Raw genomic sequence first — 12,760 nt, forward strand, 5'->3', positions numbered from 1 at the left:
AGGGTAGGGACGCTCCCCCGGTGGTCGAGGAAGGCGCGCTACGGCGAGCCGACCCACTCCTCGGTGCCGTCGGCGAAGGTCTGGTGCTTCCAGATCGGCACCTCGGCCTTCAGCGTGTCGATCAGCGCGCGGGTCGCGTCGAACGCCTCGCCGCGGTGCCCGGTCGCCGTCGCGCAGATGACGGCGATGTCGCCGATGGCCAGCGTGCCGGTGCGGTGCACGGCGGCGAGCGCGGTGACGTCGTACGCCGACGCGACCTGCGCGCAGACGTCGCGCAGCGTGTCGAGGGCGCTGGGGTGGGCGGAGTACTCGAGTCCGGTGACACCCTGACCGCCGTCGTGGTCACGCACGCGGCCGACGAACACGGTGACGCCGCCCGAGGAGTCGTCGTCGAGCGCCGCCATCACCTCGTCGACGTCGAGCGGGGTGTCCCGGATGTCGACCAGGCGCAGCACGTCCACGGGTCCACCCTAGGAGGTTCCGCTCTCGGCGAACGTTGGTCCCGACGCCGTACCGTTGGGGGCATGACGAACACCCCGGGTGACGACGGCTCTGGCGACGACCAGGGCCGCGACGAGAACCCGTTCAAGGGCACGCCCTTCGAGCAGTTCTTCCAGAACATGCAGGGCGGGTTCGGCGCGCTCTTCGGGCCCGGCGGACAGCTGGGCGGGGCCGGCGGCGGCATGCCCGACCTCAGCGCCCTGTTCGGCCAGATCCAGGCGATGATGCAGCCGTACGACGGCCCGCTGAACTGGGACGCCGCCACCGACATGGCGCGGCGTGCGGTCGCCGTCGGCAAGGACCCCTCCCCGAGCGACAAGCAGCAGTCGCAGGTCGCCGACGCCGTCCGGCTGGCCGACCTCTGGCTCGACGAGACCACCGAGTTCCCCTCGGGCGTGCACTCGACCGCGGCCTGGAGCCGCGCCGAGTGGATCGTCGGCACCCTCGAGCGCTGGAAGCGGCTCGTCGAGCCGATCGCCGAGTCCTCGGTGTCCTCGCTGGGCAGCGCGCTGCCGGCCGAGGCGCAGGCGATGACCGGCCCGATCGTCGGCATGCTCGGCAAGGCGGTCGGCGCGATGCTGGCCAGCCAGGTCGGCGAGGGACTCGGCGCGCTCGCGGGTGAGGTGCTCAGTGCCTCCGACGTCGGGCTGCCGCTGGGCGAGCCCGGGAAGGCCGCGCTGGTCGTCGAGAACGTCAAGGAGTTCGCCTCCGGACTCGACGTGAGCGAGGAGGACGTCGTCCTGTACCTCGCGCTCCGCGAGGCCGCGCACCAGCGCCTCTTCGCGCACGTGCCGTGGCTGCGAGAGCACCTGCTCGGCGCCGTCGCCGACTACGCGAAGGGCATCGAGGTCAACACCGCGAACCTCCAGAGCTCCATCGAGGAGAAGATGCGGGGCATCGACATGACGAACCCCGACTCCATGCGCGAGCTCATGGAGGGCGGCATGTTCGAGATGGAGAAGTCGCCGGGCCAGCAGGCCGCTCTCGAACGGCTCGAGGTCACCCTCGCCCTCGTCGAGGGGTGGGTGGACGAGGTCGTCGGCCAGGCCACCGCCGAGCGGATGCCCAACGCGACCAAGCTCCAGGAGGCCGTACGCCGCCGCCGCGCGGCCGGCGGTCCGGCCGAGGAGACCTTCGCCGCCCTCGTCGGTCTCGAGCTGCGGCCGCGCCGGCTGCGCGACGCCTCGACCCTGTGGGGCTCGCTGCGCACGCGCCAGGGCACCGAGGCCCGCGACGGCGTCTGGATGAGCCCGGCCCTGCTGCCGACCGCCGCCGACCTCGACGACCCGCTCGGCTTCCGCGAGGGCGCGTCCGCGCCCGGCGAGATGTCCGAGGAGGACTTCGACGCCGCGCTGCAGAAGATGCTCGACGGCGGGACCGACGAGGGCACCGGCGACGACGGGGACGGCGGGCACGTCGGCTCCGACGAGTGACGCTCCACGCCGACGCGCTGGCGACGCTGCGCGGCTGGAGCGCGCCGTCGGCCGACCAGGAGGCGTTGCGGGCCAGGTACGTCGCCCACCTCGAGGCCCACGACGACGGCGTGTGGCGCGACTGCTTCCCCGACCACCTGACCGCCGGGACGCTGGTGGTGTCCGCCGACGGCGACGCCGTCCTCCTGAACCTGCACAGGAAGGCGCGGCGCTGGTTCGCCTTCGGCGGTCACTGCGAGCCGGGCGACGCGACCCTGGCCGGCGCCGCGCTGCGCGAGGCGTCGGAGGAGTCGGGCCTGTCGGAGCTCGCGCTGCACCCCGAGCCCGTCCACCTCGACGAGCACGCGGTCGGGTTCTGCGACACCCGCGGGACGGTGCACCACCTCGACGTGCGGTACGCCGCCGTCGCACCGAGCGGCGCTCGGCACCAGGTCAGCGACGAGTCGCTCGACGTCCGCTGGTGGCCGGTCGACGCGCTGCCCGACGACCTCGAGGACGAGATGCGCGTGCTCGTCAGCCGCGCCCGGGCCCTGCTGCTCTGAGGGCTCCTCGTCAGTCGACGTCCCCGCCGGGCAGGTCCTCGACCCGCGCCGCAGCGGACCAGCCGAGCAGGTAGCCCTTGGCCTTCTCGGCGTGGGGGTACCGGTCGACCCAGGCCCAGAACGCCGCGTCGTGGCCGGGCGCCAGCAGGTGGGCGAGCTCGTGGACGAGCACGTAGTCGACGACCCACGACGGCATGCCCTGCAGCCGCGCGGACAGCCGAATGGTCTTGTCGCCGGGAGTGCACGAGCCCCACCGCGACCGCTGGTTGTCGACCCACCGGACGGACACCGGCTGGGCCAGGCCGCCGAGGTACTCGTCGCTGAGCGCCACCGCGCGTTCGTGGAGGTCGTCGTCGGTCGGTCGCTTGCGGCGCTCGGACTTCTCGATGCGCGCGACCATCGTCTCGACCCACTCCGCTTCCTGACGCCTCGTCAGCGATGCGGGGATCAGCACGATGATCCGGTCCCCTTCGCGGTACGCCGAGACGGTGCGGCGGCGGCGCTTGGAGCGGCGTACCTCCACCTCGGAGTCCGGGGGCATGGGGCTCACGTTATCCCCGTCGGCCCAACCTCGTCAGCGACCTGGGTTGGCCCATTCGAGGAGCTTCTCCTTGGGCCAGGTGTTGACGATCCGGGCGGGGTCGATGCCCGCGTCGTGGGCGCGCTCGGCGCCGTACTGCAGGAAGTCGAGCTGACCCGGCGCGTGCGCATCGCTGTCGATGGAGAAGAGGCACCCCATGTCGCGGGCGAGCTCGAGGAGCTTGGTCGGCGGATCGCGGCGCTCGGGGCGCGAGTTGATCTCGACGGCGACGTCGTGCGCGACGCAGGCCGCGAACACCGCCTTGGCGTCGAACTCCGACGGTGGCCGGGTGCCGCGGTTGCCCATCACCATCCGGCCGGTGCAGTGGCCGAGCACGTTCGTCCGCGGGTTCTCGATCGCGCCGATCATCCGCTTGGTCATCGGCGCCCTGTCCATGCGCAGCTTGCTGTGCACGCTGGCCACCCGGACGTCGAGCTGCGCCAGCAGCTCGTCGGTCTGGTCGAGCGAACCGTCGTCGAGGATGTCGACCTCGATGCCCTTGAGCAGCGTGAAGTCCCGGCCCGCGCCCGTGTCGTCGAGGTGCTCGTTGATCGCGTCGACGACGCCGAGCTGGCGACGCAGCCGTTCGACGCTCAGTCCGTTGGCGACGGTCAGCCGGGGCGAGTGGTCGGTGAGCACCTGGTACTCGTGGCCGAGCTCGATCGCGGTGAACGCCATCTCCTCGATCGGCGAGCCGCCGTCGGACCAGTCGGAGTGGGAGTGCAGGTCGCCGCGCAGGAGCGCACGGACCTCGTCGCCGCCCTTCACCAGCGGCCCGAACGCCGCTTCGAGCTTGACCAGCCGCTCGGGCATGACGCCCCGGACGGCGTCGGTGATGACGGCCGCGGTGCTGGGCCCGATGCCGGCGAGGTCGGTCAGGGTGCCGGCCTCGGCCCGGGCCGCCACCTCGTCGTGCGACAGCGGCAGGATGACCGCGGCGGCGTTGCGGAACGCCTGGATGCGCCGGGTCTCCTCACGGCCGCGCTCCATGAGGAAGGCGATGCGGCGCAGCGCGGTGACCGGGCTCCCGTCGTACGACCCGTCGTGCGTCTGGCCCATTCCCCTCGAACTTTCTTCTGTCCACACCCGGTGGACGAACGCCTCCGGCATCGCCGCTGGTCAGCGGGCCGTACGCCGCCCGGTCGCCACCCGCTGTCCACAAGCGAGGGCGTTCCGAGGCTACCTGTCCACCGCTCCTGCACCGCCGGGCCCGGTTGTCCCCAGGGTTGTCCACAGCCTGTCCACAGGGCGACACGCCCCCGCGTTGACCGTGTGCGGACCCCGCACCTAGCGTGGTCGGCAGATGGGGCTCCCGCTCCGAGAGACGACGTTCGCAAGGGGAAGGCAAGCGTCGTGGATCGTTCGGGGGCCCCTTCTTCGTGCCCGGCGGGCCACGCGGACGGTGGTCAGCGTCCCGTGAACTCGGGCGTGCGCCGTTCGCGGGCCGCGCGGATGCCCTCCTGGAGGTCGTCGGTCGCCAAGGTGAGCGGCTGGGCGAGCGCCTCCCACTGGAGGGCGGACTCGTACGACGCGTGGCCGCCGTCGGCCAGCGCCAGCTTGGTCAGCCGGCTGGCGATCGGCGCCGTGCCGGCGATCTGCGCGGCGGTGGCCAGCACCTCGTCGAGCAGCTCGGCGTCGGGGACGACCCGGGACACCAACCCCAGACGAAGGGCCTCGTCGGCGTCGACCGTGCGGCCGGTGAGCAGCAGGTCGCGGGCCGCGGCGGGGCCGACCACCTCGGGCAGCAGCCACGTGGCGGCCATCCCCGGGTGCATGCCCAGCCGGACGAACGGCGCAGCCAGGCGGGCCGACCCGGCGGCGTACCGGATGTCGCACGCGAGCGCCAGGCACAGCCCGGCGCCGATGGCCGGACCGTTGACGGCCGCGATCGTGGGCACCTCGAGGGACCGCAGCGAGAGCCAGGCGCGGTAGAACGGCAGCATCCGGCCGCGCAGCTCGTCGACCGTCGCGTCCGGCTCACCGGCGATCCACGAGGTGTTGCCGCCGGAGCAGAACGCCGCCCCCGCGCCGGTCACCACGACCGCACGGACCGTCGGGTCCGTGGCCACCGCCGCGACCGCTGCGGACCACTCGGTTGTCATGGTGTCCGACATCGCGTTGCGCTGGTCGGGGTTGTCGAGGGTGAGCAGCACGACCCCCTCGGAGGGGCGCTCGAACCGGAGATGCGTCATGGACGCAGGCTACTGAGCGTGAAATCCGGCCCGGACGACACCGATACGACACCGGACGACGCTCCGGTGCGCCTGTTTCACGCTCAGACGAGCGTGCCGTAGGGTCGAGAACGGCTTGGCGGCACCGACGCCGGGCACCGACGGGCTTCCCCCGAGAAACCCCGTCGCGACGACCGAGATACAGATAGGCAAGGAGGCCGTCATGGCGGAGACCTGGAGCGGCGAGTTCTACTGCGTGAAGTGCAAGGAGAAGCGAGAGGCCGAGGGCGAGGTCCACGTCAACGACAAGGGCACCCGCATGGCCAAGGCCAAGTGCCCCGTCTGCGGCATCAACCTCAACCGCATCCTCGGCAAGGCCTGATCAAGTCTTCCGAGCCCTCGATCGGCGAGCGTGCGAGCCGGTCGAGTGAGGCGAGGAGATTGAGGAGGCTCGCACAGGCCCGAAGCGACGCGAGGGACTGAGCCAGCCGTCTCGAAATCTAGGAGCGGCGCCTCCCGGCCACGGCCGGGCGGCGCCGCTGTCGTCTGTGGAGAGGCCGCCCCGGAGCCCGGCCGTCCGTGGCAACGTGCGGGCCGTGGCGTCACGGGTGCGGAGCCGACCGGTCCTCCGGCCCGGCCTGCGCGTCTACCGTCGTGACGACACCCACCTCCAGGTGGGCCTCGACGAGCCGCGCGTGGTGCTGCCCGACTCCCCCGGCGTCCGTCGCCTGCTCCGCGACCTCGAGGCCGCCGCCGGTCTGGACGCGCTGACACCGGACGCCGGGCTGGCCTACCAACGGCTCGTCGAGCGTGGGCTCGTGGTCGACCAGCGCGACCTCACGTCGCGCCGTGCCGGCGTCGTCCCCGTGTTCGCCAGCCACGGCCCGGAGGCACCCGCGCGCCTGGCGTCGCGGGCGTCCTGCACCGTGGACGTCCGGGCGCCCCAGCGCTGGCAGACCGTGATCGGCCAGTGGCTCTCCGAGGCAGGCGTGGCCGTCGCCGGTCCTGGGCGCCCGTCGGTGACGCTCCTCGTCACCGCCGGCGAGCCGCCACGCTCCCTGGTCGACGCGCTGGTGACCGACGACCGTCCGCACCTGCTGCTCGCGCTGCTGCCCGACCGCGCCCGGCTCGGACCCTTCGTGGCGCCCGGGACGACCGCCTGCCTGCGCTGCCTGGACGCCCACCTCGGCGAGGACGACCCGCGCCGGGCCCTCGTGCTCGAGCAGCTCGAGGACGTCGACCAGCCGCCCCCGCCGTACGACGCGGTGCTGGCGCACGCCGCGGCCGCGCTCGCGGTCCGCGACCTGACGACGTACGCCGAGGGCGACGCACCCGCGACCTGGTCGGCGACCCTGACCGTCGGCGCCGACCTGGCGTGCCCCTCGCGTTTCTGGCCCCGGCACCCGCACTGCGGCTGCTCGTGGGGCTGAGTGCCCGGCTACGCCTGGACCGGCACCTCGTAGATCTGGTCGGCGGGGTGCCCGGCCCGCTCGTGGATCCGCTGGACCGCCTCGGCGCTCGGCCCCTCCGACAGGCAGAAGACCATGCCCGACTCGGGGTCGGCCCACGCGTGCTTGAAGTTGACGCCTTCGTCGCCCTGGATCGCGAGGTCGGCGTTGTGCGCTTCGAGGAGCGCCTCGCTGGTCACGCCCTTCATCGAGGTGTGGACGTCCATGAACTCCGGCATGTTGCTCGCTGCCCCCTTCGCCGCAGGAACTTCCCGCTCATCGCAGCGTCCTCCCGCGCGAGGTCGACCACAAGAGGCAGCGGCCCGCTGTCACCACCACTCGGAGTCGAGCTTGGACTCCATGGCGCGGAGGTGCTCACGCGAGCAGGTGTCGCAGTACGTGCGCGGCCGCTTGTTCTCCACCGACGTGGTCCAGGTGAGGGTCTCCTCGTCGGGCGCCTGCTTGCCGCAGAAGTCGCAGGTCTTCACGTGTCGGAATGTACGCCGCCCCTCCTCGACCGGCGCGGACATGGCTGAGGCCGGGGACGACGGTTGTCGTCCCCGGCCTCGGTTGCACCGCGATCAGGTCAATCGGGGTGGTTCTTGCTCACAGCGCGCGAGCGAGCGCGAGTCGCGCCTGCTGGGCGGCCTGCTCGGCCTTGCGGCTCAAGCGACGGGCGAGGGCCATCTGGTGGCCACGCCGCAGCTGGTGCGCCTCTCCCAGGCGCGCGCGCATCTGTGCGCGAGCGAGATCTTCGTGCATGAGATTCATCTTCGTGCTCCGGTTCTGGTGGGTCGACATGGTGGTTGGTTGGTCCTTCGTGATGGTCAGATGACGCGAGCGAGGGCGAGGGTCGCCTGCTGCGATGCCTGCTCGGCCTTCTTGCCGAGTCGGCGGGCCATGGTCAGCTGGTGGCCACGGCGAAGCTGCTGCGCCTCTCCCAGGCGCGCGGTCATCTGTGCGCGCGCGAGGGCTTCGTGCATGGTGTGCATCTCGGTGCTCCGGTTCTGGTTGGTCCTCATGGTGGGTTTCTTCTTCAGATCCTTCGATCGTGGTGGTGGTCCGAGCTGCCTGACTTTCGAAGGCTCAGGCGGCGGGCCACGCCGGCTCGTTCTTCCGGGGACGGCCGCGCGGACGCTTCCGGGGGATCACCACTCCTTGCAGGAACAGCTCACCTCCCCAGACACCCCAGGGCTCACGGCGCTCCAGGGCTGAGTCCAGGCACAGCGCGCGGACCGGGCAGTCCCTGCACAGCGCCTTGGCGAACTCGACGTCCTGGGGCGACTCGGCGAACCACAGGTCCGAGTCGTTGACTCGGCAGGGCAGCAGCTCGTCGTCCACCTGGTCGGCCGCGTCGTGCAGCTGGCCCAACGAGATCCCTTGCGAGACCTCCTCGGCAGCTCCATCCCTGCGGTCGAGAACAGTGATGGTCATGTTTCTCACCTCCTTCGTGACCTGATCGCTGGTGGCTTTCGGTACGTGGGTCGTGCTCTCGGATGCATGTGTGGGCCTGAGAAACACGAAGGCCGCGGATCCCGGTTTTCGGGTTCCGCGGCCTGGAGGCTGCCGAGTGGTGATGAATCACCTGCTCGGTGGTCTCCAGGCAGAGGTCCCCGGGAAGTCGCCCTTGATCCGGCCCGTGGTGGCGCCGAGGACGACCGCGGTCGTCTGCACGCACACGTCAGCGCCGACAACAGCACCGAAGGCGCGGCCGTAGGCGGACATGCCGATACGCGACGGGATGAGCTCCATCGTCGCGGTGTGCATCGTGTTCATCTGGGCCACCTCCTTCGGGTCATCGGGCGCGGGCGTTGTCAGGGCCTGAGTGCGCGTGCTCTTGTGTCGGAGCAGCAAGGTACCCCGCCCCCGTAGGGGTGGGCAATTCTTTTTCCGGGTGTCTTGGAGATTTCTTGGAATCTCTAGCCCACCAAGGCCAGAACGGCGTCGCCGTACCTGTCCAGCTTGGCCCGACCGATGCCGTTGATGCGCAGCAGGGCCTCCTCGGAGCGGGGTTTGTGCTCGGCGATCAGCTGCAAAGTGGCGTCGGTGAACACGACGTAGGCCGGCACCGACTCCTCCGCCGCCTGCCCGCTGCGCCAGGTGCGCAGCTGCTCGAACAGCTCCTCGTCGTACGACGCGGGACAGTCGGCGCACCGGCCGCGCTTCTTCTCCGCCGCGGTGGCCAGCGGCTTGCCGCACTCGCGGCAGCTGACCACCTTGCGGCTGCGCGCCCCGCCCGGCTGGGCCCTGGCGGCGTCGGGCAGCAGGGCGTCGAGGAAGCGGGACGGCTTGCGGGTCGCGCGGCCGCCGGGGTTGCGCGCCCAGGCCCAGGAGACGGCCAGCGCCTTGCGGGCGCGGGTGACGCCGACGTACAGCAGACGGCGCTCCTCCTCCACCGCGGTCGGTGACTCGGCGTAGGTGATCGGCAGCGTGCCCTCGCACACGCCGACCACGAAGACGCAGTCCCACTCGAGGCCCTTGGCGGCGTGCAGGGTCGCCAGGGTGACGCCGCCGGCGACCGGGGCGTGCTGCTCGGACGCGCGGCGGTCCAGGTCGTCGACGAACACGCCGAGGTCGTCGACGCCGGTGGACGCGAGCTCGGCTGCCTGGTCGACCAGCGCCTGGAGCGACTCCCAGCGGTCGCGGGTCTGGCCGCGCGCGGCAGGGGCCTCGGGCGTCCAGCCCATCACGCTGAGCACGCCGCGAACGGCGTCGACGAGCCCGTCGCCCTCCTCGGTGCCGCTGCGAGCGGCTCCGCGCAGGCGGGTGACGGCCTCACGTACCTCGGCCCGGTCGAAGAAGCGGGCCGCGCCGCGCACGACGTAGGGGATGCCCCGGGCCGCCAGCGCCTCCTCGTAGGCCTCGGACTGGGCGTTGATCCGGAACAGCACCGCGACCTCGCCGGGCGGGGTGCCCTGCGCGACGGCCTGGGCGATGGTGGCGGCGACGGCCTCGGCCTCGGCGACCTCGTCGGCGTACGGGGTGTAGGTGACGGCACCGCCCGCGGTGCCCGAGGAAGGGACCTGCGCCTGGAGCCGCACGCCGGCGCTGGGCGTGCCGGCGAGCAGGTCGTTGGCGGCCGCGATGACCTCGGGCGTGGAGCGGTAGTTGCGCACCAGGTCGATGGACGTGGTGCCGTCGTGCTTGCGGGGGAAGTCGCGGAGGTACGACGCGTCGGCGCCGGCGAACGAGTAGATCGTCTGGGCCGGGTCGCCGACGACGCAGATCTCGTCGCGGCCGCCGAGCCACAGGTCGAGCAGCGCGGACTGGAGGGGCGAGACGTCCTGGTACTCGTCGACGACGAACCACTTGTACTGACGGCGAACCTGGGCCGCCACGCGCTCGTCGTCGGCGAGCATCCCGGCGGTGAGGAGCAGGACGTCCTCCATGTCCATCCGCGCCTGGGCGCGCTTGACGTCCTCGTAGGTGCCGAAGATGCGCGCGACCGTCTCGGGGTCGACGTTGTTGACCGAGCGCCCGGTGCGCAGCGCGAGACGGGCGTAGTCGTCGGGCCGGACGTTGCTGACCTTCGCCCACTCGACCTCGGAGGCCAGGTCGCGCAGCGTCGCCTGGTCGGCGCGGACGCGCTGGCGCGAGGCGGCCGTGGCCATCATCCCGAGCTTGGACTCGGTCAGCGTGGGCAGCTCGGTGCCGTGGACGTGCGGCCAGAAGTACCGCAGCTGACGCAGGGCGGCGGAGTGGAAGGTGCGTGCCTGGACGCCCTGGGTGCCCAGCATCCGCAGCCGCTGCCGCATCTCGCCGGCCGCGCGGGTCGTGAACGTGACCGCGAGCACCTCGGTCGGCTGGTAGACCCCCGTCGCGACGCCGTGCGCGATGCGGTGCGTGATGGCGCGGGTCTTGCCCGTGCCGGCGCCGGCGAGCACCCGCACCGGTCCGCGCAGCGCCTCGGCGACCCGGCGCTGCTCGGGGTCGAGGCCGTCCAAGACAGTGGCCGGGTCGAGCACGGAACAACTCCTGGGTGATGATGGTTGAGGTTTCTACGAGCCCGATCTCGGGCCATGATCCATCCGTTGGCTCAATCTAGACGCCGGAGGCGACACCCCTCGATGACCAGCACCGCGACTGGGACCACCACGACCGCAACCTTCACCATGTACAGCACCCCGTGGTGTGGTTACTGCCACCGGCTGAAGAGCCAGCTGGACCGCGAGGGCGTCGAGTACGACGTCGTCGACATCGAGCAGCACCCCGAGGCGGCTTCCCTGGTGGAGACGGTCAACCACGGCAACCAGACCGTGCCCACCCTCGTCTACTCCGACGGCACGGCGCAGACCAACCCCTCACTCAAGCAGGTCCAGGAGAAGCTGGCGTCGCTGGCGGGCTGATCGCCGGGTCGTGATACCCGCTCGAGCGGGTATCACGGACGTTCGGCGTCGTTGCAACGACGCCACACCGGCAGGAACGACGCCACAGGTGGGTCTCAGGACGACGTACGGCGGTCGTCCTCGGCCAGCAGCCCGGCCACCGCGGACTGGGTCCACTCGTCGGTCGGCCCGTGGCCGGTGACGATGTGCACGAACGCGTCGTGGCCGATGGCCACCAACGTGCTGCGCGACTGGGCGACGACAGTGGCGGTCCGGGCCACGGCGTGCAGCAGCGCCACCTCGCCGAAGGAGTCTCCCGGGCCGAGCCGGCGTACCTCACCGCCGTCGCGGCTCACGACCAGGTCGCCCTCGACCACGACGTAGAACTCCTCGCCGATGTCACCCTCGCGGACCACGGCCTCGCCGGCTTCGACCGACCGGGACTCCGCGATGACCGCGAGGCGCGCCAGGAAGAGGTCGGGCAGGGCCGCGAGCGCGTGCGTGCCGGCCAGCAGGGCCACGACGTCCGGCGGCGGCGTGATGCGGGTCTCGAGGGTGCCGAGCGCCCGGACGAAGAGCAGCGGCGCGGCAGCCGCGACTGCCCCGACGAGCACCAGCGCACCGCCGGGCCCCAGCCAGGCCGACAGGTGCGGCGCGACCAGGGAGCCGGCCGCCACGGCCAGGGCGCCGAGCCCGATGAGGATGCCCCACGCCCGGGCCGCCACGTGGTCGGGCAGCCAGCGGTTGAGGAACGCCGAGGCGAAGATGCCGAACAGCGCCGCGCCGCCACCGCTCACGGCCAGGCCCGCTGCGGCCACCCACGGCTCGTCGGTCAGCCCCACCACGACGAGCGGCAGGGCCGTCACGGCCGCCGCCACGGCGTACCACGTCCGGATCCGCCCGAACGTGACCAGCGCCGCGAAGGCGCCCACCAGCCCGCCGAGACCGATCGCCGCGAGCAGCGCGCCCGAGAGGGCGTCGCCGTTGCTCACCAGGTCCTGGGCGTCGATGACGACCAGCGCGGTCAGCAGCCCGCTCACCAGCTTCTGGACGAGGTAGAGCGACAGGAAGGACCGACCGCCGTGGACGCCGAACGGCGTGAGCCCGGCGGCCCAGTGCCGCCACGACGTCCAGACACCCGTGCCCGTGGGCGCTCGGGCCGGCTGGAACGGCGTCCGGATGCTGGCCACCACGAGGGCCGTCAGCACGTACCACGCGGCCAGCGCGCCGAACACCGTCCCGGCGTCGGCGACGACCAGCAGCAGTCCCACCGCGGCCGGGCCGATGAATGAACCGAGGCCGTTGAGGAAGCTCCACATCGTCGCCGACGGGAGCAGCCGGTCCGGCGACCGCACGAGCTGGGGCACCAGCGCCTGCAGGCTCGGCTTGGCCCAGCCCGTCGCCAGCGACCCGACGGCCTGCACCGCCACCAGCAGGGCGAGCCCGGCTCCGAGCTCGACCGCGACCGCCATCGCCACGCAGGCCGTCGCGGCGCCGAGGCTGACCGCGGCGACCAGGCGCGTGCGCGGCACGCGGTCCGCGACCAGCGTCGCCGCGCTCGAGGTGACGGCAGCCGGCAGCACCCGGACGGCCCCGACGAGTCCGACCGCCGTGGGTCCGCCGAGGCGGTACGCCGTGACGGTCGTCGCCAGCAGGAACCCCGCGTCCGCGGTGGCCCAGAGCCCGACCGTCACGTGCAGCCGGCCGAGGTCACGCTCGGCGAGCACCTCCCGAAGGGTCCGCCACCTGGTGGCGACGAG

17 protein-coding genes are annotated in these 12,760 nt (G+C 72.3%); 5 read left to right on the top strand and 12 right to left on the bottom strand.

From position 1 onward, the window contains the following. Positions 1–38: 38 nt before the first annotated feature. Positions 39–461, bottom strand: a complete 423-nt coding sequence (locus ISU07_RS06670; protein ID WP_194705978.1) for a molybdenum cofactor biosynthesis protein MoaE — start codon at positions 459–461, stop codon at positions 39–41. 63 nt (positions 462–524) lie between these two features. On the opposite strand from ISU07_RS06670, the gene ISU07_RS06675 reads away from it, so the two are divergent. Both ISU07_RS06675 and ISU07_RS06680 read left to right on the top strand, forming a co-directional pair. Further along, positions 525–1,934: a zinc-dependent metalloprotease gene (locus tag ISU07_RS06675; RefSeq protein ID WP_194705979.1), complete on the top strand. Its 1,410-nt coding sequence runs from the start codon at positions 525–527 to the stop codon at positions 1,932–1,934. Continuing rightward, complete coding sequence (locus ISU07_RS06680) at positions 1,931–2,476, top strand: NUDIX hydrolase (protein ID WP_194705980.1); 546 nt, start codon at positions 1,931–1,933, stop codon at positions 2,474–2,476. Before ISU07_RS06675 ends, ISU07_RS06680 begins: the two co-directional genes overlap by 4 nt. A gap of 10 nt (positions 2,477–2,486) precedes the next feature. Here the strand turns inward: ISU07_RS06680 and ISU07_RS06685 are convergent, their stop codons facing one another. The 3 genes from ISU07_RS06685 to ISU07_RS06695 form a co-directional block, all read right to left on the bottom strand. After that, entirely contained in the window at positions 2,487–3,017 is a 531-nt protein-coding gene (locus ISU07_RS06685; RefSeq protein ID WP_194705981.1) for a M48 metallopeptidase family protein, read from the bottom strand. A gap of 33 nt (positions 3,018–3,050) precedes the next feature. Further along, the gene (locus tag ISU07_RS06690) at positions 3,051–4,115 is read right to left on the bottom strand and encodes a PHP domain-containing protein (protein ID WP_194705982.1); all 1,065 of its coding nucleotides are present in this window, start codon (positions 4,113–4,115) and stop codon (positions 3,051–3,053) included. Between the two features lie 347 nt (positions 4,116–4,462). Then, the gene (locus tag ISU07_RS06695; RefSeq protein WP_194705983.1) at positions 4,463–5,248 is read right to left on the bottom strand and encodes an enoyl-CoA hydratase/isomerase family protein; all 786 of its coding nucleotides are present in this window, start codon (positions 5,246–5,248) and stop codon (positions 4,463–4,465) included. Positions 5,249–5,450: 202 nt separating this feature from the next. On the opposite strand from ISU07_RS06695, the gene ISU07_RS06700 reads away from it, so the two are divergent. Both ISU07_RS06700 and ISU07_RS06705 read left to right on the top strand, forming a co-directional pair. Next, positions 5,451–5,609, top strand: a complete 159-nt coding sequence (locus ISU07_RS06700) for a DUF5679 domain-containing protein (RefSeq protein WP_194694460.1) — start codon at positions 5,451–5,453, stop codon at positions 5,607–5,609. Between the two features lie 214 nt (positions 5,610–5,823). Next, entirely contained in the window at positions 5,824–6,657 is an 834-nt protein-coding gene (locus ISU07_RS06705) for a hypothetical protein (RefSeq protein WP_194705984.1), read from the top strand. Positions 6,658–6,665: 8 nt separating this feature from the next. Here the strand turns inward: ISU07_RS06705 and ISU07_RS06710 are convergent, their stop codons facing one another. From ISU07_RS06710 to ISU07_RS06740, 7 genes are all read right to left on the bottom strand, one after another. Further along, positions 6,666–6,914, bottom strand: a complete 249-nt coding sequence (locus ISU07_RS06710; protein ID WP_194705985.1) for an SCO4226 family nickel-binding protein — start codon at positions 6,912–6,914, stop codon at positions 6,666–6,668. 90 nt (positions 6,915–7,004) lie between these two features. Beyond that, positions 7,005–7,163 carry a hypothetical protein gene (locus ISU07_RS06715; protein WP_194705986.1) on the bottom strand — a complete coding sequence of 53 codons (159 nt, stop codon included), beginning with the start codon at positions 7,161–7,163 and terminating at the stop codon, positions 7,005–7,007. 118 nt (positions 7,164–7,281) lie between these two features. Continuing rightward, a complete protein-coding gene (locus tag ISU07_RS06720; RefSeq protein WP_228521394.1) occupies positions 7,282–7,437 on the bottom strand; it encodes a hypothetical protein in 156 nt (51 codons plus the stop codon). A gap of 65 nt (positions 7,438–7,502) precedes the next feature. After that, the gene (locus tag ISU07_RS06725; protein WP_194705988.1) at positions 7,503–7,697 is read right to left on the bottom strand and encodes a hypothetical protein; all 195 of its coding nucleotides are present in this window, start codon (positions 7,695–7,697) and stop codon (positions 7,503–7,505) included. Between the two features lie 64 nt (positions 7,698–7,761). Further along, positions 7,762–8,109, bottom strand: a complete 348-nt coding sequence (locus ISU07_RS06730; protein ID WP_194705989.1) for a WhiB family transcriptional regulator — start codon at positions 8,107–8,109, stop codon at positions 7,762–7,764. A 147-nt stretch (positions 8,110–8,256) separates the two neighbouring features. Beyond that, positions 8,257–8,451, bottom strand: coding sequence for a hypothetical protein (locus tag ISU07_RS06735; RefSeq protein WP_194705990.1), 195 nt, complete (start codon positions 8,449–8,451; stop codon positions 8,257–8,259). A gap of 143 nt (positions 8,452–8,594) precedes the next feature. Next, positions 8,595–10,640 (bottom strand): ATP-dependent DNA helicase UvrD2, encoded by a 2,046-nt coding sequence (locus ISU07_RS06740; protein WP_194705991.1) that lies wholly within the window; start codon positions 10,638–10,640, stop codon positions 8,595–8,597. Positions 10,641–10,787: 147 nt separating this feature from the next. Between ISU07_RS06740 and ISU07_RS06745 the strand changes: the two genes are divergently transcribed. After that, entirely contained in the window at positions 10,788–11,021 is a 234-nt protein-coding gene (locus ISU07_RS06745; protein WP_194705992.1) for a mycoredoxin, read from the top strand. Positions 11,022–11,116: 95 nt separating this feature from the next. Here ISU07_RS06745 and ISU07_RS06750 read toward each other — a convergent pair whose 3' ends face one another. Continuing rightward, positions 11,117–12,727 (bottom strand): cyclic nucleotide-binding domain-containing protein, encoded by a 1,611-nt coding sequence (locus ISU07_RS06750; protein ID WP_194705993.1) that lies wholly within the window; start codon positions 12,725–12,727, stop codon positions 11,117–11,119. Positions 12,728–12,760 lie beyond the last annotated feature (33 nt).

The organism is Nocardioides islandensis (genome assembly GCF_015352455.1).
In the GTDB taxonomy this organism is placed as follows: Bacteria; Actinomycetota; Actinomycetes; order Propionibacteriales; family Nocardioidaceae; genus Nocardioides; species Nocardioides islandensis.

Coding starts and splice junctions, on each gene's coding strand:
- ISU07_RS06675 (WP_194705979.1), top strand. CDS start 525: ATGACGAACACCCCGGGTGACGACGGCTCTGGCGACGACCAGGGCCGC.
- ISU07_RS06710 (WP_194705985.1), bottom strand. CDS start 6,914: ATGCCGGAGTTCATGGACGTCCACACCTCGATGAAGGGCGTGACCAGC.
- ISU07_RS06685 (WP_194705981.1), bottom strand. CDS start 3,017: ATGCCCCCGGACTCCGAGGTGGAGGTACGCCGCTCCAAGCGCCGCCGC.
- ISU07_RS06725 (WP_194705988.1), bottom strand. CDS start 7,697: ATGAGGACCAACCAGAACCGGAGCACCGAGATGCACACCATGCACGAA.
- ISU07_RS06695 (WP_194705983.1), bottom strand. CDS start 5,248: ATGACGCATCTCCGGTTCGAGCGCCCCTCCGAGGGGGTCGTGCTGCTC.
- ISU07_RS06730 (WP_194705989.1), bottom strand. CDS start 8,109: ATGACCATCACTGTTCTCGACCGCAGGGATGGAGCTGCCGAGGAGGTC.
- ISU07_RS06745 (WP_194705992.1), top strand. CDS start 10,788: ATGTACAGCACCCCGTGGTGTGGTTACTGCCACCGGCTGAAGAGCCAG.
- ISU07_RS06735 (WP_194705990.1), bottom strand. CDS start 8,451: ATGAACACGATGCACACCGCGACGATGGAGCTCATCCCGTCGCGTATC.
- ISU07_RS06700 (WP_194694460.1), top strand. CDS start 5,451: ATGGCGGAGACCTGGAGCGGCGAGTTCTACTGCGTGAAGTGCAAGGAG.
- ISU07_RS06720 (WP_228521394.1), bottom strand. CDS start 7,437: ATGCACGAAGATCTCGCTCGCGCACAGATGCGCGCGCGCCTGGGAGAG.
- ISU07_RS06690 (WP_194705982.1), bottom strand. CDS start 4,115: ATGGGCCAGACGCACGACGGGTCGTACGACGGGAGCCCGGTCACCGCG.